17 protein-coding genes and 1 riboswitch are annotated in these 18362 nt (G+C 63.4%); of the genes, 5 read left to right on the top strand and 12 right to left on the bottom strand.

The window, feature by feature from the left end; all coding sequences use genetic code 11:
* Nucleotides 1–25 precede the first annotated feature (25 nt).
* From GYA95_RS08665 to cobW, 3 genes are read right to left on the bottom strand one after another with little or no spacing between them, the layout of a single operon-like run.
* Entirely contained in the window at nt 26–1048 is a 1023-nt protein-coding gene (locus GYA95_RS08665; RefSeq protein WP_015270206.1) for an ATP-binding protein, read from the bottom strand.
* A gap of 1 nt (nt 1049) precedes the next feature.
* Entirely contained in the window at nt 1050–4811 is a 3762-nt protein-coding gene (gene cobN, locus GYA95_RS08660; RefSeq protein ID WP_161551369.1) for a cobaltochelatase subunit CobN, read from the bottom strand.
* 3 nt (nt 4812–4814) lie between these two features.
* A complete protein-coding gene (gene cobW / locus GYA95_RS08655; protein WP_015270204.1) occupies nt 4815–5882 on the bottom strand; it encodes a cobalamin biosynthesis protein CobW in 1068 nt (355 codons plus the stop codon).
* A 100-nt stretch (nt 5883–5982) separates the two neighbouring features.
* Nucleotides 5983–6195, bottom strand: a riboswitch (cobalamin riboswitch).
* A gap of 473 nt (nt 6196–6668) precedes the next feature.
* Between cobW and GYA95_RS08650 the strand changes: the two genes are divergently transcribed.
* On the top strand, nt 6669–7688 hold the full coding sequence (locus tag GYA95_RS08650; RefSeq protein ID WP_013972500.1) for a branched-chain amino acid aminotransferase: 1020 nt from the start codon (nt 6669–6671) through the stop codon (nt 7686–7688).
* 230 nt (nt 7689–7918) lie between these two features.
* Here the strand turns inward: GYA95_RS08650 and GYA95_RS08645 are convergent, their stop codons facing one another.
* Complete coding sequence (locus GYA95_RS08645) at nt 7919–8347, bottom strand: multidrug/biocide efflux PACE transporter (RefSeq protein ID WP_015270203.1); 429 nt, start codon at nt 8345–8347, stop codon at nt 7919–7921.
* Nucleotides 8348–8439: 92 nt separating this feature from the next.
* On the opposite strand from GYA95_RS08645, the gene GYA95_RS08640 reads away from it, so the two are divergent.
* A complete protein-coding gene (locus GYA95_RS08640) occupies nt 8440–9303 on the top strand; it encodes a LysR family transcriptional regulator (RefSeq protein ID WP_015270202.1) in 864 nt (287 codons plus the stop codon).
* A 480-nt stretch (nt 9304–9783) separates the two neighbouring features.
* Here GYA95_RS08640 and GYA95_RS08635 read toward each other — a convergent pair whose 3' ends face one another.
* The 4 genes from GYA95_RS08635 to GYA95_RS08620 form a co-directional block, all read right to left on the bottom strand.
* Entirely contained in the window at nt 9784–10824 is a 1041-nt protein-coding gene (locus tag GYA95_RS08635; protein ID WP_015270200.1) for an RHS repeat-associated core domain-containing protein, read from the bottom strand.
* A gap of 237 nt (nt 10825–11061) precedes the next feature.
* On the bottom strand, nt 11062–11955 hold the full coding sequence (locus GYA95_RS08630) for a DUF2950 domain-containing protein (RefSeq protein ID WP_015270199.1): 894 nt from the start codon (nt 11953–11955) through the stop codon (nt 11062–11064).
* The gene (locus GYA95_RS08625) at nt 11952–13409 is read right to left on the bottom strand and encodes a DUF3300 domain-containing protein (RefSeq protein ID WP_015270198.1); all 1458 of its coding nucleotides are present in this window, start codon (nt 13407–13409) and stop codon (nt 11952–11954) included. Before GYA95_RS08625 ends, GYA95_RS08630 begins: the two co-directional genes overlap by 4 nt.
* Nucleotides 13410–13598: 189 nt before the next feature.
* Nucleotides 13599–14258, bottom strand: a complete 660-nt coding sequence (locus GYA95_RS08620) for a VIT1/CCC1 transporter family protein (protein WP_015270197.1) — start codon at nt 14256–14258, stop codon at nt 13599–13601.
* A 122-nt stretch (nt 14259–14380) separates the two neighbouring features.
* Here GYA95_RS08620 and GYA95_RS08615 point away from each other — a divergent pair, with 122 nt between their 5' ends.
* Together GYA95_RS08615 and GYA95_RS08610 are read left to right on the top strand one after the other, a co-directional pair.
* A complete protein-coding gene (locus GYA95_RS08615; RefSeq protein ID WP_015270196.1) occupies nt 14381–14632 on the top strand; it encodes a hypothetical protein in 252 nt (83 codons plus the stop codon).
* Between the two features lie 81 nt (nt 14633–14713).
* Nucleotides 14714–15433, top strand: coding sequence for a TorF family putative porin (locus GYA95_RS08610; protein WP_015270195.1), 720 nt, complete (start codon nt 14714–14716; stop codon nt 15431–15433).
* Here GYA95_RS08610 and GYA95_RS08605 read toward each other — a convergent pair.
* Nucleotides 15430–16302 carry a DMT family transporter gene (locus GYA95_RS08605; RefSeq protein WP_015270194.1) on the bottom strand — a complete coding sequence of 291 codons (873 nt, stop codon included), beginning with the start codon at nt 16300–16302 and terminating at the stop codon, nt 15430–15432. The two genes, GYA95_RS08610 and GYA95_RS08605, sit on opposite strands and share 4 nt — an antisense overlap.
* Nucleotides 16303–16410: 108 nt before the next feature.
* The gene (locus GYA95_RS08600) at nt 16411–16821 is read right to left on the bottom strand and encodes a RidA family protein (RefSeq protein ID WP_015270193.1); all 411 of its coding nucleotides are present in this window, start codon (nt 16819–16821) and stop codon (nt 16411–16413) included.
* A 210-nt stretch (nt 16822–17031) separates the two neighbouring features.
* Here GYA95_RS08600 and GYA95_RS08595 point away from each other — a divergent pair, with 210 nt between their 5' ends.
* Complete coding sequence (locus GYA95_RS08595; RefSeq protein ID WP_015270192.1) at nt 17032–17355, top strand: hypothetical protein; 324 nt, start codon at nt 17032–17034, stop codon at nt 17353–17355.
* A 44-nt stretch (nt 17356–17399) separates the two neighbouring features.
* On the opposite strand, the gene GYA95_RS08590 is transcribed toward GYA95_RS08595, so the two are convergent.
* Complete coding sequence (locus GYA95_RS08590; protein ID WP_013972488.1) at nt 17400–17612, bottom strand: PLDc N-terminal domain-containing protein; 213 nt, start codon at nt 17610–17612, stop codon at nt 17400–17402.
* A 224-nt stretch (nt 17613–17836) separates the two neighbouring features.
* Nucleotides 17837–18307: a hypothetical protein gene (locus GYA95_RS08585; RefSeq protein ID WP_015270191.1), complete on the bottom strand. Its 471-nt coding sequence runs from the start codon at nt 18305–18307 to the stop codon at nt 17837–17839.
* Between the last annotated feature and the right edge of the window lie 55 nt (nt 18308–18362).

Here is an 18362-nt window from a genome sequence, read left to right as displayed (position 1 = left end):
CCTTTGGCAGGTGACTGGGGGATGCTCAGGGCTTTTTTGCCCAGTTCGGCACCTCGCGGCGCGCGCCGCTGGCCACAGGCTGCGCCGGCATTGCGCCCCAGTCGCCCTGCCCGCCCTGTTCGCCAGGGTTGCCCGCGTCTTGTCGACCGGGTTGCTGTTCAGGCTGCTGCGGCGCCGCAGGCGGGTTGGCCTGGGGCGAAACGCGGCGGCGATGGCGCAAGGCGAACTCGGCCACTGCATCGACATCGGCCTCCTCGATGGCCTCGCCACCACGCCACGCACAGTGGGCGCGTGCGGCGCGCAGCCAGACCAGATCGGCGCGCAGCCCGTCGACCCCAGCGGCATAGCAGCGTTCGGTGATCCAGGCCAGCGCCTGGTCGTCCAGGGCAATGCCGGCCAGGGCCTGACGCGCCGCCTGGCAGCGCTCGCGCAATTGCGCCTGGGCCTCGGCCCATTGCGCGCAAAAGGCCTGCGGGTCGCTGTCGAAGGCCAGACGGCGGCGAATGATCTGCTGGCGCGCCTCAGGCTCGGGCAAGCCTTCCAGGGCCACATTGAGGCCAAAGCGGTCGAGCAACTGCGGGCGCAGTTCGCCCTCCTCCGGGTTCATGGTGCCGATCAGTACGAAGCGGGCACTGTGCCGGTGCGAGATGCCGTCGCGCTCGATGCGGTTGGTGCCGCTGGCTGCCACATCGAGCAGCAGGTCGACCAGGGTGTCGGGCAGCAGGTTCACCTCATCGACGTACAGCACGCCACCATCGGCCTGGGCCAGTACTCCTGGGGAGAACTGCGCCTTGCCCTGCCCCAGTGCGGCATCCAGGTCGAGGGTGCCGACCAACCGCTCTTCGCTGGCGCCCAGTGGCAGGGTCACGAACGGCCCCTCACCGAGCAGGTCGGCCAAGCCACGGGCCAGGGTACTCTTGGCCATGCCACGTGGCCCCTCGATCAACACGCCGCCGATCTTCGGGTCGATTGCGGTCAGGCACAGCGCCAGTTTCAGGTCATCGGCACCGACCACGGCCGCCAGTGGAAATTGCACGGGTTCACTCATTTCAAGCCTGTTCCTCGCCGTCGAGCAGTTGTTCCTCGAGGGCTTCACGGTAGTCGCCCGGTGCCTGCCACAGACCGCGCTGCTGGGCCTCCAGCAAACGCTCGGTAAGGTCGCGCAGGGCCTCGGGGTTGTGCTCGCGCATGAAGTCGCGGGTCGCCGGGTCGAGCACGTAGGCATCGGCCAGCGCCTGGTAATGATGGTCGTCGATCAGTTCCGTGGTGGCGTCGAAGGCGAACAGGTTGTCGACCGTCGCCGCCATCTCGAAGGCGCCCTTGTAGCCGTGGCGCTTGGCCCCGTCGATCCATTTCGGGTTCAGCGCCCGGGCGCGGATGACCCGGTTCAGCTCTTCCTTGAGGGTACGGATGCGCGGCCGGTCGGCCTGGCTATGGTCGCCGTGATAACTGGCAACTGTCGCACCGGACAAGGTTTCCGACGCCGCCAGCATGCCACCCTGGAACTGGTAATAGTCGTTGGAATCGAGCAGGTCGTGTTCGTGGTTGTCCTGGTTCTGCAGCACCGCCTGCACCTTGGCCAGGCGCTGGGCGAACTGGGCTCGGGCCGGGGTTCCGTCGTCGCTGGCGCCGTAGGCATAGCCGCCGTGATTGAGGTAGACCTCGGCCAGGTCGTCGCGGCTGTGCCACAGGCGCCCGTCGATGGCGTTCTGCACCCCGGCGCCGTAGGCCCCGGGCTTGGCACCGAACACCCTCCAGCCAGCCTGGCGCGCGGCCTGCTCGGCGTCCACGCCCTGCGCCTGCAGCGCGGCACGCTCGCTACGCACGCGGGCGGCCAGGGGGTTGAGATCCTCGGGTTCATCAAGTGCGGCTACCGCCTGCACTGCGGCATCGAACAGGCGGATGAGGTTGCCGAAGGCATCACGGAAAAAGCCGGAAACGCGCAAGGTCACGTCCACCCGCGGGCGGTCGAGCAGGCTGAGCGGCAGGATCTCGAAATCGTCGACCCGCTGGCTACCAGTGGCCCACACCGGTCTCACGCCCATCAGCGCCATGGCCTGGGCGATATCATCACCGCCGGTACGCATGGTTGCCGTGCCCCACACTGAAAGGCCGAGTTGGCGCAGGTGATCGCCGTTGTCCTGCAGATGGCGCTCCAGGATCAGGTTGGCGGAGGCGAAGCCCAGGCGCCAGGCGGTGGTGGTGGGCAGGTTGCGCACGTCCACGGTATAGAAGTTGCGACCGGTGGGCAGCACGTCCAGGCGACCACGACTGGGTGCGCCACTGGGGCCGGCGGGCACGAAACGCCCGGCCAGCGCCGCCAGCAGGCCATCCATTTCGGCGCTGCCGCAAGCGTCCAGGCTGGGTGCCACCGATTCTCGCAGCGTCCGTACCACATCGTGCACAGGCTGCCATTCGCTCTGGGCAGGTAAATGCACGGTGCCGCACAGCGCCTGGTCGATCAACTGCAGCGCCAACAGTTCGAGGCGTTCGCGGGTATCGCCAAAGGTGCGCCAAGGCTCGCTGCTCATGGCCTGCAGTTGTTCCGGGCGTGGCCCTTGCCACGGCTGGCCTAGTTCGCAATCGAGCGGATCGAAGCCTGGCACCAGCGCCTTGGCCAGGGCCCGCAACAGGCTGGCATTGCCACCGCGACCGTCGCCACGCTCGACCCTTAACAGCGCCAGCAAGGTATCCAGCCGCAGCCGGCCTTCCGGGGACTGGCCGAACACATGCAGGCCATCGCGAATCTGCGATTCCTTCAGGTCGCACAGGTAGGTATCCAGGCGTGGCAGCCACACGGCGGCATCGTCCAGCTGGCCTACCAGCTGCAGTTCACGGTCAATGTGATTGGCCTTGACCAGTTCGAGAATGTCGCGCTGCAACTCGCGAGCGCGCCGCGGGTCGAGCAGCTGCGCTTCGTAGAACTCGTCGGCCAATTGCTCCAGGTGGCGCAACGGGCCGTAGGTTTCGGCACGGGTCAGCGGCGGCATCAGGTGGTCGATGATCACCGCCTGGGTGCGGCGCTTGGCCTGGGCACCCTCGCCCGGGTCGTTGACGATGAACGGGTAGATGTTCGGCAACGGGCCGAGCAAGGCGTCCGGCCAGCACTGCGCCGACAACCCGACGCCCTTGCCGGGCAGCCATTCGAGGTTGCCGTGCTTGCCGACATGGATCACCGCGTCGGCGGCAAAGGCATGGCGCAGCCAGAAGTGAAATGCCAGGTAGCCGTGGGGTGGTACCAGGTCCGGGTCGTGGTACACCGCGCTGGGGTCCACCTGGTAACCGCGCGCCGGCTGGATGCCGACAAAGGTCAAGCCAAAGCGCAGGCCGGCCACCATCAGCCGGCCACTGCGGTACATCGGGTCCTGCTGCGGCGGCCCCCAGCGTTCCAGCACGGCCTGGCGGTTTGCCTCTGGCAGGCGCTCGAAGGCGGCCTGGTAGTCGGCCAGGCTCAGGCTCTGCGCGCAGGGGCGCAGGTCCAGCTGGTCGAGGTCGTTGGTCACGCCACCGAGCAACTGATGGATCAGCTGCGTGCCGCTGCCCGGCAAGTCGGCCAGCGGATAGCCTTCGGCCTGCAGGGCCTTGAGTATGTTCAGCGCGGCCGCTGGCGTGTCCAGGCCAACGCCATTGCCAATACGGCCGTCCCGAGTCGGATAGTTGGCCAGCACCAGGGCTACGCGCTTCTGCGCATTCGGCAGGCGCGCCAGCTCGACCCAGCGGCGGGCCAGTTCGGCGACAAAGTCCATGCGCTCGGGGTGGGCGCGGTAGCAGACCACATCGGACTGGCTGCGTTCGCTGCGCCAGGCCATGTCTTTGAAACTGACCGGGCGGGTGATGATGCGCCCGTCCAGTTCGGGCAGGGCAATGTGCATGGCCAGGTCACGCGCCCCCAGGCCCTGCTCGCTGGCTTCCCAGCCAGGCTGGTTGTCTTGTGCGCAGATGGCCTGCAGTACCGGAATGTCACGACGGAACGGGCGCAGGTTGGGGCGCTCGGGGCTGGACAGGGCAAAGCCGGTGGTGTTGACCAGCACTTCGGCCCCCGCCTCGTCCAGCCAGGCTTCGACCTGCTCCAGGCAGGCACTTTCCTTGAGGCTGGCCACGGCGATCGGCAATGGGTTGAGCCCGGCCGCCTGCAGGCGCTGGCAGAACACATCGATGAACGCGGTATTGGCCGCCTGCAGGTGCGAGCGGTAGAACAACAGTGGCGCCACCGGCTGCTCGGGGTGCCACTGCGGGTACCAATCCTCCAGCGTGGCGCTGCCCTTGGCCGGGTGATACACGGCAGTGCGCGGCAGCGGCTGCGGCTCGTCCCAGGCATAGTCGCGGCCCAGCCACTGGCTGGCCAGGCAGTTGAACAGGTTGATGGCGTTGGCCTTGCCGCCCTGGCGCAAGTAGTGCCAAAGGCGTTCGGCCTGCTCGCCGCTGACACTGCCCAGGCTGGTCAGCTCCGGGTCCGGGCGGTCGTCACCCGGCACCAGGATCAGCTGCACGCCACGGCCGGCCAGCTCGACCAACTGCTCGACGCCATAGCGCCAGTAGCCGACACCACCGTGCAGCGACACCAGGATGACCTTGGCATGGCGCAGCACCTGGTCGACGTACAGGTCGACCGAGGCATGGTTCTGTACCTGCATCGGGTTGGCCAGGCGCAGGCTGGGGTAATCCTCGGGCAATTGCTCGGCGGTATCGGCGAGCAATGCCAGGTGCGAATCGCCGCTGCAGAGAATCACCAGCTCGGCGGGCGTCTGGCCGAGGTCGGCAATGCTGTCATCCGGCACGAAGCCGCCGGGCTGGGTCCGCAGCAGGTGCATGGGTCAGGCGCCCAGTGCCTGGCGTAGGCGCGCTTCCAGCTGGGCGGCGTCAAGGTCCTGGCCAATCAGCACCAGGCGGGTGATGCGCGGCTCGTCGGCGCGCCAGGCGCGGTCGAAGTGCTTGTCGAAACGGGTACCCACGCCTTGCACCAGCAGGCGCATCGGTTTGCCCGGGATGGCAGCGAAGCCTTTGGCGCGCAGGATGCCGAACTCCACCACCAGCTGGGTCAGGGCATCGAGCAGCAGGCTTTCGTCGGCTTCGGGCAGGTCGATGGAGATGGAGTCGAAGGCGTCGTGGTCATGATCGTCATGGTCATCACCGTCATGGTGGGAATCATGGTGGGTACGGCGACCATCGATGTGCGCCTCGGACTCGGCGCCCACACCCAGCAGCACCTCCAGCGGCAGCTTGCCGCTGCTGGCCTCGACAACCTTGACCGCCGGAGGCAGTTCTTCGGCCACCTCGGTGCGGACCTTGGCCAGGCCTGCAGCGTCGATCAGGTCGGCCTTGTTCAGCACCACCAGGTCGGCGCTGGCCAACTGGTCGGCGAACAGTTCGTGCAGTGGCGACTCGTGGTCCAGGTTGGGGTCGAGCTTGCGCTGGGCATCGACCTGGTCCGGGTAGGCGGCGAAGGTGCCGGCGGCCACCGCAGGGCTGTCGACCACCGTGATCACCGCGTCGACGGTGCAGGCATTGCGGATTTCTGGCCACTGGAAGGCTTGCACCAGCGGTTTGGGCAGGGCCAGGCCGCTGGTTTCGATGAGGATATGGTCCAGGTCGCCACGGCGTGCCACCAACTCGCGCATCACCGGGAAGAACTCTTCCTGCACGGTGCAGCACAGGCAGCCGTTGGCCAGCTCGTAGACGCGGCCGGTGGCTTCTTCTTCGGTGCAACCGATGCTGCACTGCTTGAGGATTTCGCCGTCGATGCCCAGCTCGCCGAACTCGTTGACGATTACCGCAATGCGGCGGCCCTGGGCGTTGTCGAGCATGTGGCGCAGCAAGGTAGTCTTGCCCGAGCCGAGGAAGCCGGTGACGATGGTGACGGGGAGCTTGGCCAGTGTTTTCATGTCGCATTGCCCTTGGCAGATTGGCGCGGGCATGCAGGACGACAGCCGCAGGCCAGGCCGGCCGGGCTTGTTCGCCACCGGATCACCCCGCCCGGTTGAAAGTCGAAAACGTGACGAGGCAGGTCTCCTGGCTCGCACCGTTCCATGTGCCCGCTGGTGCAGCGGGCTGGCGGGATGACGCCTTCCCGCGCGCGGGCGCAGTGGCTGTGTCGATCCGTTGTCGGTGCTTACAGTTGCGGGGGCAGCCGCGGCTTGTACCGCGTTCCCGTCTTAGCTTCGGCCTGGCCGAAGAACCTCGGAGTGGCAAGGCTACGCAGTGGCTGGCGGGTGGTCAACCATTGGCTCGCCTCGATTCTTGTAGCGCCTGTGAGATCGAGCGCCGCCCGCGCGGCGCTTCGCAGCACAAGGCTGCTCCTACATCTGTTTCGGGCCAATTATTCCTGAGGCAAAGGCGCGCGGCCCCTTGGTGTCCACCTCGATATCGTGCCGGACAAACAAGGCGGTCGCGCGCATTGGTACAGGCGTTACTGGCCCGAAACAGATGTAGGAGCAGCCTTGTGCTGCGAAGCGCCGCGCGGGCGGCGCTCGATCTCACAGGCCCTGAAAATGTTGTGGCGAGCACCTCGCAGCCCCACTGCAATACCTGCGCCGTGCCGCAATAAATGCATTGCAGGCTATCAATTCGTGACTGGCCGTTCCCGATCTGCCACGGATGTATTATGGTGGCGTGGTGCGCATATAACAGCAGCCCGAGCAATCGGGCACTTGCAAGACAATGAGGGTGTCATGAGCAACGAAAGCATTAATTGGGACAAGCTGGGTTTCGACTACATCAAGACCGACAAACGCTACCTGTCCGTATGGCGCAATGGCGAGTGGGACAAGGGCACCCTGACCGAAGACAACGTACTGCACATCAGTGAAGGCTCCACTGCCCTGCACTACGGCCAGCAGTGCTTCGAGGGCCTCAAGGCCTACCGTTGCAAGGACGGTTCGATCAACCTGTTCCGCCCGGACCAGAATGCCGCCCGCATGCAGCGCAGCTGCGCCCGCCTGCTGATGCCGCAGGTGCCGACCGATGTGTTCATCGAGGCGTGCAAGCAAGTGGTCAAGGCCAACGAGAAGTTCGTGCCACCGCATGGTAAAGGCGCCCTCTACCTGCGCCCGTTCGTGATCGGCACCGGTGACAACATTGGCGTGCGCACCGCCCCCGAGTTCATCTTCTCGATCTTCGCCATCCCGGTTGGCTCGTACTTCAAGGGCGGCATGAAGCCGCACAACTTCCAGATCTCCAGCTTCGACCGCGCAGCCCCGCAAGGCACTGGCGCGGCCAAGGTCGGTGGCAACTACGCCGCCAGCCTGCAGCCGGGTGCAGAAGCGAAGAAAGCCAACTTCGCCGACGCCATCTACCTCGACCCGCTGACCCACACCAAGATCGAGGAAGTCGGTTCGGCCAACTTCTTCGGCATCACCGCCAACAACGAGTTCGTCACCCCGAAATCGGCTTCGGTGCTGCCGGGCATCACCCGCCTGTCGCTGATGGAACTGGCGCAATCGCGCCTGGGCCTGACCGTGATCGAAGGCGATGTGGAAATCAACAAGCTGGACCGCTTCATCGAAGCCGGCGCCTGCGGTACCGCTGCGGTGATCACCCCGATCGGCGGCATCGAGTACAACGGCAAGCTGCACGTGTTCCACGACCTGGAAAAGGTCGGCCCGGTTACCCAGAAGCTCTACAACGAGCTGACCGGTATCCAGAGCGGTGACGTGGAAGCACCGGCTGGCTGGATCGTCAAGGTTGCCTGAGGCGCTTTAACGTTTTGAAAAACGGGGCATGCCAGCGATGGCATGCCCCTTTTTATTGGGTGCACCGGCTGCACCGGTGTTCGCGGCTAAAGCCGCTCCCACAGGTACAGCGCAAGCCTGAAGCCTGCGCCATCCCTGTAGGAGCGGCCTTGTGTCGCGAAAGGGCTGCGAAGCAGCCCCAGGATATCCGCGCAATGCACAAATCGAGGAGCAGCGCAGGCTGGTGGTTTTCATGCAAGGCGACGCTGCAACAGCAGGTGCCGGGCTTTGTCGAAGGCCCAGTTGTACAGCACGGTGTAGGGCAGGATGATCACGAAGAAGCCCAACTCCACCATGAACGCCTGCAGCAACGAAATCTCCAGCATCCACGCCGCCACCGGCAGGCACCACACCACCAGCCCGGCTTCGAAGCCCAGGCCGTGTGCAAAGCGTGCGCTGGCCTTCCAGTGGATGCGCTCGGCTTGCACGTAGCGGTCGACCAGCGCGTTGTAGACCATGTTCCACAGCATGGCGATCACCGAGAGGGTCACCGCCAGCGCCCCCGCCGTCGCCAGCGACTTGCCCATGATCCAGGACAACAGCGGCGCACACAGCAGCACGGCGAACACTTCATAGCCGACGGCGTGAACCAGGCGTTCGCTGAAAGAGACATTTTTCATTGCAGATTCCATCCAGTGCGTGAGTCGTGCTTCCTATTTTCTTTGATAGAACTGATACTCGCGACATAGCTACCATCGATTTTATCAATACCATGCGCTACTCACCCGAAGCTCTGGTCGCCTTTGTCGAAGCCGCATCGCTGGGTTCGTTCTCCGCTGCGGCGCGCAAGTTGCGCAAAAGCCAGTCCACCATCAGCATTGCCATCGCCAATTTCGAGGCCGATGTGGGTTGCCCGTTGTTCGAGCGTGGCGGTCGCCACCCTACACTGAACGAGGCTGGGCGGCAGGTGCTGAGCCATGTGGAGGCGATTCTCGATGCCAGCGCCCAGCTCGATGCCCTGGCGGTGCGGCTGGCGGAAAACATCGAGGCACTGGTCTCGGTGGTGATGTCGGACAGCTACAGCGTGACCTTCCAGGGCGCGGTGATGGCCCGCTTCGCCCAGCACTACCCGCATACCGAGCTGCGCTGCGGCCCGTCGGAAGATGCCGATGTGATCGAGCTGATCCAGCAGGGCCTGGCACACGTCGGCATTCTTGCCACCCAGCCCAGCTACCCCGCTGACGTTGCCGTGGCACGCTTGCCCGAGCAGGCAGAGTTTGGGGTGTACGTGGCCAGCGGGCATCCGTTGGCGGCTTTGCCCCAGGTGCAGACGCAGCACCTGGAGAACGTCCGGCAGCTGTATATCAAGACCTATGCTCCCAGCCTGCACCACGGTCGTGGCCAAGCCTGGTCGGCACCGGACTACCTCACCTTGCTGGAGTTCGCCGTGCGCGGGTTCGGCTGGGCCGAACTGCCCAGGGCGCTGGTGGCACGGTTTGGCAGTGGGCTGGTAGAGTTGCAGGTCGCGGGCTATCCACGGCGAGTGAATATGGACGTGGCCTGGTCCAGCCGGCGCGCGCTGGGGCCCGCGGGGCAGTGGCTGGTGCGGCAGATGCTGGAAAATAGTCCGCAATGAAATTCTATTCAGAAGCAATATGAAACATGGAACTACTCGCAAACAAATTATTGACCCAATACAAATATCTATTCATTGAATGAAGTCCGCTTAATTGTTCTCACCGCCACTTTCTTGATGAAGCCAACTGCTGCCCGTGGAATGCTCGGAAAACAGATTTTAATGCAAATGCGATACTGCTCCGCTCTGCCTTGCGCCCATTCCCACTTGGCACGCGATTCTACCTTCTTCAACCGTCATATCGGGAAACCTATACTCGTTCATCTCGTTCAGCACGGCGAACTTGACCCGCACAGCTTGGTCAGCCTGCTTAGCTCTCCCCAAGTGATTTCCAGGCAGCCGCATGCTTAACGCCACTGGAGTCCTGCATTGGATGAAGACGACTCTGTAACGTGTGTCACCCATGTACAATCCGGGGGAGATGGAGGCGAAATTTATCACCTGAAATGTTTCACCAGACACATAAAAAGATCGTTTAGTCTAGCCAGGGCGTTTACGGCGGTACCGATCGAGTACGCCCCTCAAACCCTGCCGAATTCTCTCCACCTGAGTTAGTGAAAGATCAGGATTCGCACGGTTAATAGATGCTTGTACATTGCCACCGACAGCAAAAGCTTCCACTGCAACTCTGCGCAACTCCCTAGTCTGCTCAGAGCTTAATCCTTCTATAGCATGATTACTCTTATTAATAAATTCAAGAAGCTTTTCAAATTCACCAGCCTTCAACTTGTCACGACGCAATGTCCAGCTATCTACTGTGTGCACCGCACCTACCGTCCCCGCCGATGACGCGACCGAATAAACAGCAGAGTCTGCAATAGGCGACGACTGACTTTGAGCTGTGGTTATTGCCAAGGGCTGCGAACTGCTTTGCCCAGGCGCACCTGAGTCCTTCCTACCCGTTTGGGTACTCATAACCTCTTGCCCGACTCTTCGCTCAGTCGGCGACGACAGCCTTCGCCTTTTTCCACCTCCAGCCTCCAAACCTGTCTTTATTGCGTCCATTAATACTTCATGTTGGGTTGCTGGCGATATACTTCGAATCTGAATAGGGCGTTTTGTAGGCATATGCCCGCTGGGATCACTGAAATTGACCGGATCACCCGCACAATAGGCATAACAGTTCAAGCCCCCCGCACCAAATGGGCTTTGGCTATCGGGACTCTGAAAACACATCAAGACCGGATTGAAGGCACGATAACCATTTCCGAGTAAATAGAGGTACCACAGCAGCAGGTGGCCATTGAATGCCGGTCGATGCAAGGGAATGTCATTGGGATTGTGATACCCATAGGCATTGTAAGTCACCGCCTCCGGCTGCCCCTGAGATCGGACACCTACCACTGAATCCCCACTGTCTGCAGCCAGTAGTGCCGAGCGCGCTGTTTCCTGCTCCAGCCTGGTTTCTGCCAGGACGCCTGCCTGCCCTCTCATGCATACCACGGCAGCGTTGCCTGACAAAGCGGTGTGAACCCTGTCGTGCTGCATGAAAAAGCGCGTGTACTTCATTGGCGAGGTCATATCTGGCTCCCGTGGATGAGGTAGCCATATTTTCGCGTCGAACCCCATCAAACAACTGTCAGAAATGACAGGTACGGCTTTCGTGGAACGCCCACTGGCGGTATGAAAGCCAGGGCTACCTTGCAGTTCATAGGGACGAAGCGCCGTGAGAATTGCGCCACCTTCTGCGTAGCGCAGTTTCAGTCGTCGGCTTCCATACCCGCAAACGAAACGATGCGGCTCAAAGGCCCTGCAGAGTCAGTCATCCACCGGCACATCCACCACCTTCCAACTGTCATCCGGATCGAAGCGTTTCATCTCCTTGGCCAGCTTGTCGCCGTGCGGCCCGAGGTCTTTCTCGAACACCTCGCCGTCATGGCTGATCATGAAGCTCATCACCCCGGTGTCATCGTACCTGGCCGGCCAGGCGACCATGGCGAAGCCACGGCTCATCTGGTTGCCGATCAGGTAACTGTAGGCACCACCAGGGGCGGATGGGCCCTGAGCATCGAGGATACGAAAGTGGTAGCCATACCAGTCGTCGCCAACCCGGTCCTGGCCGAACAGCGGGCCCAGCGGGCTGACCTGGCCATCGCCATCGTCGTCCCAGTACAGCCCGTCATGCTTGCCGGGCTCGCTGAATATCTTCTGCGCGTATTCCAGCGCACCGTTGCCGTTGTGGTCCTGGGTGGCGTACTCCATTTGCGCATCGTGATAGGCCAGCATCGACTGCATGGCACCCAGCTCGTTGCGGCCAATGCGCCGGGCGCGGATTTCGGCGCTGCCGGCCTTGAGGTCGAAGCGCCAACCCTGGTCGCCTTTGGTCAACGGAATAGGCAACGTCCAGTGATCACTGCCCACCGCGAGGATGGCCTTGTTTGTACCCGACAGGTTGATGCTGTGCTGCGCGCGATATTGCGCAAGGAACGTGTCCACATCACTGCGTTGCACACCGCCGCGAGGTATGTAGGTACGCCAGTCATCACCCAGCAACCGGGCCAGGCGGGCTTCATCAGGTTTCTCCTCGCCCAGCGCCGCAACAAAGGATTCCACGGCCTTCTCCGGTGTCGGGAAGGCTTCCTGCGCAGCGGCCAGGGATGACCATGTCATATCGGCTGCGATTACCAGTGCCGCTATCGTTTGACGTTTCATCGACGGCCACCTCCCCCGCGGCGTGCGGGCGCACTGGGCCGGGAAATCTGGTGCCCGGCGGCACGCGATGCGTTCGGGCGCTGGGCGAACGACTGGCTGGTGCGGCCACGGCTGGCCTGCGCGCTGGTGCGCGAGGGTGAACGCACGCCGTCGAAGGCATTGTTACGCGCGCGGCCAGCGGTATTGGAAGGCCGATTTTGTGCCAGCTGCCGCCCCTGGCCTTCGCCCTGCCTGCGCTGGTTCACCTGGCTGTTCTGCTGGCGAGCCTGGGTGTTGCGGGTTTCCTGTCGACGGTCGGTTGCCCTGGGGTTGTCGCTACGAGGCTGCATGCGGTTGCCGACCGAATTGCCTGCCTGCGCCTCGCGCATCTGCTGGCGTGCCTGGCGGTTGCTGGTGGCTGGACGTTCGATGCCGGCCCGGTCCATCGACGCCCGGGCCTTGTCCCGCGCCTGGGCGCGTTGGGCGTCGTCACCGCGGAAGGCAGTACGCTGGGTGGCACCGTCCAGCTGGCGACCGTACTGCTGGCGGCTGCGAGAGTCGCGGTATGGCACGCCGTCGCGGTTGGCGGCGTTGTGCTGCCATTTGTTCTGGTTGTTGGTGATGCGGTTGTTGGCGTTGATGTTGTTGTAGCGGTTGACGTCGATGTCGATGTCGTTGTTGCCCCAGTCACAGTCGCCCCACAGCGAGGCTACGATCGCCACGCCGGTCCCGAAGGCCAGGCCCGCCACCAGTGCAGAACCAGGGTAATACATGGGCGGTGGCGGGTAATACACCGGCGGCGAGGCCGGGTAGGCCCAGGTGCCGTAGCTGGTGGTCGGGTTGTAGCTGGGCACGTACACCACTTGCGGGTCGGCTGGCTCGATGATGATGGTGGTGGGCGGGCTACTGGCCGTAACCACCTGAGTACTGCTACCACTGGAGGCCGGTGCCGGGGCGGTCTGCACGGTCACGTTCTGGTACTGGTTGCTCTGCAGGTTGCCGGCGGCCTGGGCCTGGTGGCGCAGGCGCTGCACGCCGCCCATGACATCGTCGGGCTGCGCAAGGAAGGCGTCACCCAGGCGCTGTACCCAGACCGGGTCTTGCCCCAGGGTCGCCAGTACCTGCGGGAAGGCCACCAGCGCCTGTACACTCGGGTCCCAGGGCTGGTTCGCCACCTTCTTGACGGCATCGTCGCCGGTGGCCTTGGGGTTGGCCTTGGACCAGGTCACCGCTTCGCTCACCTGCCCCGGATAAGTGGAGGCCATCAATACCTGGGCCAGCAGCGCATCGGGGTACAACGCGATGGGCGCGAGCATCTGGTCCAGTTGCTCCTGGGTGAACACCGGGTCCTTGGCCGCGACCGTGTCGGTTTGTGGTGCCGGGTCGGGGGCCGGTACATCCTCTGCCAGCACCAGGCCGGGCGTGGCACTCAGATACAGGATCACCGACAGGACCGCTGACAATGGCATGCGCATCGCATCTCTCCGTGAGATCAGGCCGCGTGGGTTAAGGGTAGCAATGGCGCTGCTTTTGGCCAGATACGGGGGCGCGAACTTTTCGCGCTCTAAGGGTGCGGTGGTTGCTGCTTTTGAATCTATATCAGGGTTGGGCTGAGAACTGTAATTGCTGTACCGGCCCTTTCGCGGGCACGCCCGCGGCGGTGTTCAACCGCCCAGGGCGATGATCGCCACGATCAGCGACGCTCCAACTACTGCCAGAACCACGCCGGTCAACAGGGTGCGGCCACCGGAATAGCGTGCCAGCAGCCAGCCCGCAAGGAAGAGCATGGCCAGGGCGACCAGGTTCGATACACGGATGGCCGTACCGGTGGTCTCGATCAGCAGGAACGGAATGACCATCGGGAAAGTTGCCAGTACCACCAGCAGGAAAGTGGCCAGGGCAGCCTTGAAATCATCCAGCCCCAGGCGTGCCGGCAGCGGGCGGCCAGCATCACGCAGCATGCGCCCGCGCAACATCTCCAGCCCGTCTTCATCCAGTGCCAGGCCGATGCGCTCTGGCAACGTATCGGCAATCAGCCTGCGCCCCTGGTTGATATCACCTGCTTGCAGGCGGGCCAGCAAGGTCCGGCTGCGGGTGCGTTCGGTCCAGGTACGCAGCAGGTAGATGACGGCATCGGCCAGGCCCCAGGCCAGGTTGCAGCCGAGCGCGGCAATCAGCATCAGCCGCGCGTCTTCGCGCCCTGCCGTGGCCACGCTCAGCGAGCCGATGAAGGTCATCGCCATCAACAGGCCGAAGATGACTTCGGTGATCCGGTCGATCGGTTCCAGCACGCCCCATTTTCGCGGTTGCTCGTCTTGCCCCATCGCACCCTCCCAGGAACCATCGATAGTCACTATCGAGAATGGCAATTTCTGCCGAACGACATGGCCGAATAACCTAGCTCCATCGACTCGCCGCCCACCACCCCGGCCCCTGGAGCTACCTGATGAACACCTTGGCCCGCCTGCTGTCCGCCACCCTTGCCGTCATTGCCATCGCCATCACCAGCGGCTGTGCCAGCCACCCCGAACTGCGTCCCTACACCGCCGAAGAAACCCGTCAACTGCAATTGGAAGCCTTGCAACGCCGTGGCCTGTCGCTGGACGACTACGAGCAGCAACGGCGGGTAATCCAGCGTGCCGGCAACCTGCCCGTAGTGACCGAAGCTGCAGACGCCGACCGTTCGACCAAAGGCTGAATGGGCTAGCCGGCGGTTCCCTCACGTTACCTGCACAGGTATGCTTTACCGCTCAACCGCAAGCCTTCCAGGACGGAGACCATGACCAGGCCCCTTCTGTTGCTGAGTGCTGCACTGCTGTTCAGCCCCATGCTGCTGGCCCAACAGATCAAACGCGAACTGGGCGACTTCGACTTTACACTCGGCACCACCCCCTCACGCAGTATGGCCCAGGGGCTGATATCGCCCAGCGCCATCGGCGCGTTCCACGGTGGCCTCGACTTCAGCCACCCCAGCGGCTGGTACCTTGGCCAGTACGCCCCGAGCATGGGCGTGACGCCCGACTCCACCCTGCGGCTGGACAGTTACCTGGGCTACAAGCACCGGTTCGACACTAGCCTGGGCTACGAGGTGGGGTTGATCCATTATAGTCAGCCAAACATTGCGGGCCCCGACAGCTATGCCCTGTACGGCGGTGTTTCGGTGCTGGGCAGCCGTTTCGGTGGAGCGCTGCGCGACAATCCCGACAACCGCACCGCCACGCTGTTCGCCGACTTCGGCCAACTGCCGCTGTTTGATGTCGACCTGAGCGTCAAGCTCGCCCATCACCGCCTGGGTACGCCATTCACCATTCGTGATGGCAGCGAGGTGAATGCCTTTTCCGATTGGTCGCTGGAACTATCCCGGCCTTGGCTCGGCATCGACCTGAACCTGGTCTACAGCAACTCAAACCTCAATGGTGGCGGGTGTGATGCGTATTCGGGCATCAACACTTATTGCGACAGCATGGTCACGCTCAAGGCGCAACGCCGTTTCTTTTAACGGCGCGGCGCCAGCGCCAGGGCGATACCGCCCAGCACCACCACGCAGGCCACCAGCAAGCGCAACGACAATGGCTCGCCAATCAGGCCAACCCCGCCCAACGCCGCGATCACCGGGACGCTGAGCTGCATGGTCGCCGCCTGCTGCGCGCTGACTTGCCTGACCACGCCGTACCACACGGCATAGCCAGCACCGGACGCCAGCACACCAGAACCCAGCGCATACAGCACGCCGAGCGGGCTCAGGTGCAAGCCGGCGCCCAGCAACAGCATCGGCGCCAGCAGCACCAGGCACGGCAGGCTCCTGGTGAAATTGCCGGCAGTGTCGGCCAGCGGCCTGGGTGAACCTTTGCCCAGCAGCGTGTAAACGCCCCAGGCCACGCCAGACAGGGTCATCAGCAAGGCACTGGCAAAAGGTGGCGCCGCAGTACCGGGCAACAGCAGCACCAGCAGGCCGACGAAGGCGATCAGCATGCCCAGCAGCATCCGCGCGGTGATTTGTTCGCCTTTGTACCAGGCGAAGCCGAACATGGTGATCTGCACCGCGCCAAACAGCAGCAACGCACCCGCGCCTGCGCCCAGTTGCAGATATGCCGCAGAAAACAGGAATGCGTAGAGGAACAGGGCCAAGCCGCCGCGCCAGCTCCCCCCCATGGCAAGCGCGGGTTTGCGCAGGCGGATCAACAGCAGCAGGAACAGTGCACCACTGGCCAGGCGCACCACGGTGAAGGATGCCGGGTCGATGGCCCCATCCTTCAGCGCGAGCCGGCAGAACACCGAGTTGGCAGCGAAGGCCACCAGGCTGAAAAGTGCCGGCCAGACCCAGGCCCGGGCCTTGGGGTCGGTAAGCGTGGTGGTGCCGGTGCTCATGGTGTGGTCACCTTTGAGGTCAATTGTTGTTATAGCGGCCATGCTTGTTGGGCCAGCACCGATATACAACATAGTGTTTATCTGCCGCCACCACCGAATCGCCCGGGCCTATACAGCCGCCACTGCCTCGATCTCCACCAACATGCCGTCCAGCGCCAACCGGGGTACCGGTATCAGCGTGCAGGTCGGTTTCATGCTACGGCCCCAGGCCCTGTCAGCCTCGGCTACCCATTCATGCAGTCGCGTTTCGGAATGCTCGACGATCAGCAGGGTCAGCTTGAACACCTGGGCCAGGCTGGCGCCTTTCGACGCCAGGGCAATCTCAAGGTTGGCCAGTGCCTGGCGCGCCTGCCCGGCGAACAGCGGCGACAGCTGCCCGTTGCGGTCCTCCCCGCCCTGGCCGGCGATGAACAACAGGCGGCTGTCGGCATGAACCTCGGCGACATGAGAGTAGGCATTGCCGCTGGGGTCGTACAGGCCTTCGGGGTTGCTCAGCTGGAACGCGGTTGAATGGCTCACGGTAAACCCTCGATCAGTTGGAAGAGGGACGGAGTATCGAACCTTGAGTTAACTCGAGGTCAAGCATGCATCGTAAAACGGGCTTGTCTGCGTAGGACGTTTCGCACAGCGCACTGGCTTGCGTGAACCACGCGTTTGTATGCGCGGTGGCTGCCAGGCGCTAGATTGCGAGGCCCGGCATGGAGGCCTGCACGTACCAAGGATAAAGCGATGAGCAAATATGATTTTCAGCTGGCTTATACCATCAAGCCCAAAACCGCACGAGATGAAGACGATGCGGCAAAGGCGCGCCTGCACCTGCGCGAAAAAATTGGCCTGGACACCGTCGAACACATTGAAACCACCTTGCTCGGGGTGATCACTCTCAGCAGCACCACGCTCGCAGACCGCAGGCGCGATGCCGAAAAGCTGCTTCACGATTACATCCATGAAGCGCTCAAGCATCTGTGTGTGCTGTCGACCGTGAAGTTCTATGGTTGCCTGATGGTGGACGGGCTGGGGTCAGCCATTCGCTTCGATATCCTGCCCAAGTGAACATCGACGGCCTCAGGCGTCCCCGCGCCTGAGGCCGTTCGCCATCATTTTTCCTGCAGTACCGCCCTGCCCTTCACTGCCCGAGGCCCGCGCCAGGCCCAGAACAGCAAACCGGGGAAAGGTGCGTAGACCACGAAGACGATCCACAGCATCTTGCGCTCGGCGCGCCGGTCACTGCCGATGATGTGCCAGATGGCCCAGATTTCCAGCAGGATCACAAAGGCCGCGACGATTATCCAGATCGTTCCGATTTCCATGAGCGCTCTCCCATTTGGCATGTAATGGGTTGGGTTGCAGAGGCTGCCGAGGGTTCAGATTGATTTGGCTGGCGGCATGGCACCACGGCCCTTTGTAGGAGCGGCCTTGTGTCGCGATGGGCTGCAAAGCAGCCCCCTGCGGTCTTTCGTAGGGCAAAAATCCTGGGGCTGCTGCGCAGCCCATCGCGACACAAGGCCGCTCCTACAGGGAGTAGTGACGGCCCTCAATGCCGTGGTGCAGTCTCCAACGCCGCCTTCAACGCCGGCGCATCGGCAAATGCCCGCAGGCTCACCAGCTTGCCCTGTTCCAGTTGCAACCACTGCACCTGGCCATCCTGCCCTGGATAACGGCTGGCCACGCGCCCGTCGCGGTCGAGCAGCACGCGGTAGTTGTAATCGCGCATGGCGGGGATGGCGAACAGCTTGCTGATCAGCGCCGGCATGCGCTGGATGTCGGCAACGAACACCGCATCGCGCGCCTCCAGGTAACCCTTGGGCTGTTCGGCCAACGCCGCCTTCACCAGCTTGGCACCGTCCATGTCGCGTGCCACCAGCAGGATGTGCGTGCCGGCGGCGAGGCTATAGGCCTGGTCGTACTGGTCGAGCAGCGTCCACGGGGCGAGCTTGTCGCCCTGCTCCAGGGCATTGGCCAGCAATGGCATCAGGCAAAGCAACAGGGCAGCGGCGTACTTCATCAAGGTATCCTCAGTGACTGGAGCATCAGCATAGCGGCAACGGGCCAAGCCAGAC

It is taken from the genome of Pseudomonas asiatica (genome assembly GCF_009932335.1).
Classification (GTDB): Bacteria; Pseudomonadota; Gammaproteobacteria; order Pseudomonadales; family Pseudomonadaceae; genus Aquipseudomonas; species Aquipseudomonas asiatica.
Note: the sequence above shows the minus strand (reverse complement) of the source record. Positions and strands in the feature narration are given on the sequence as shown.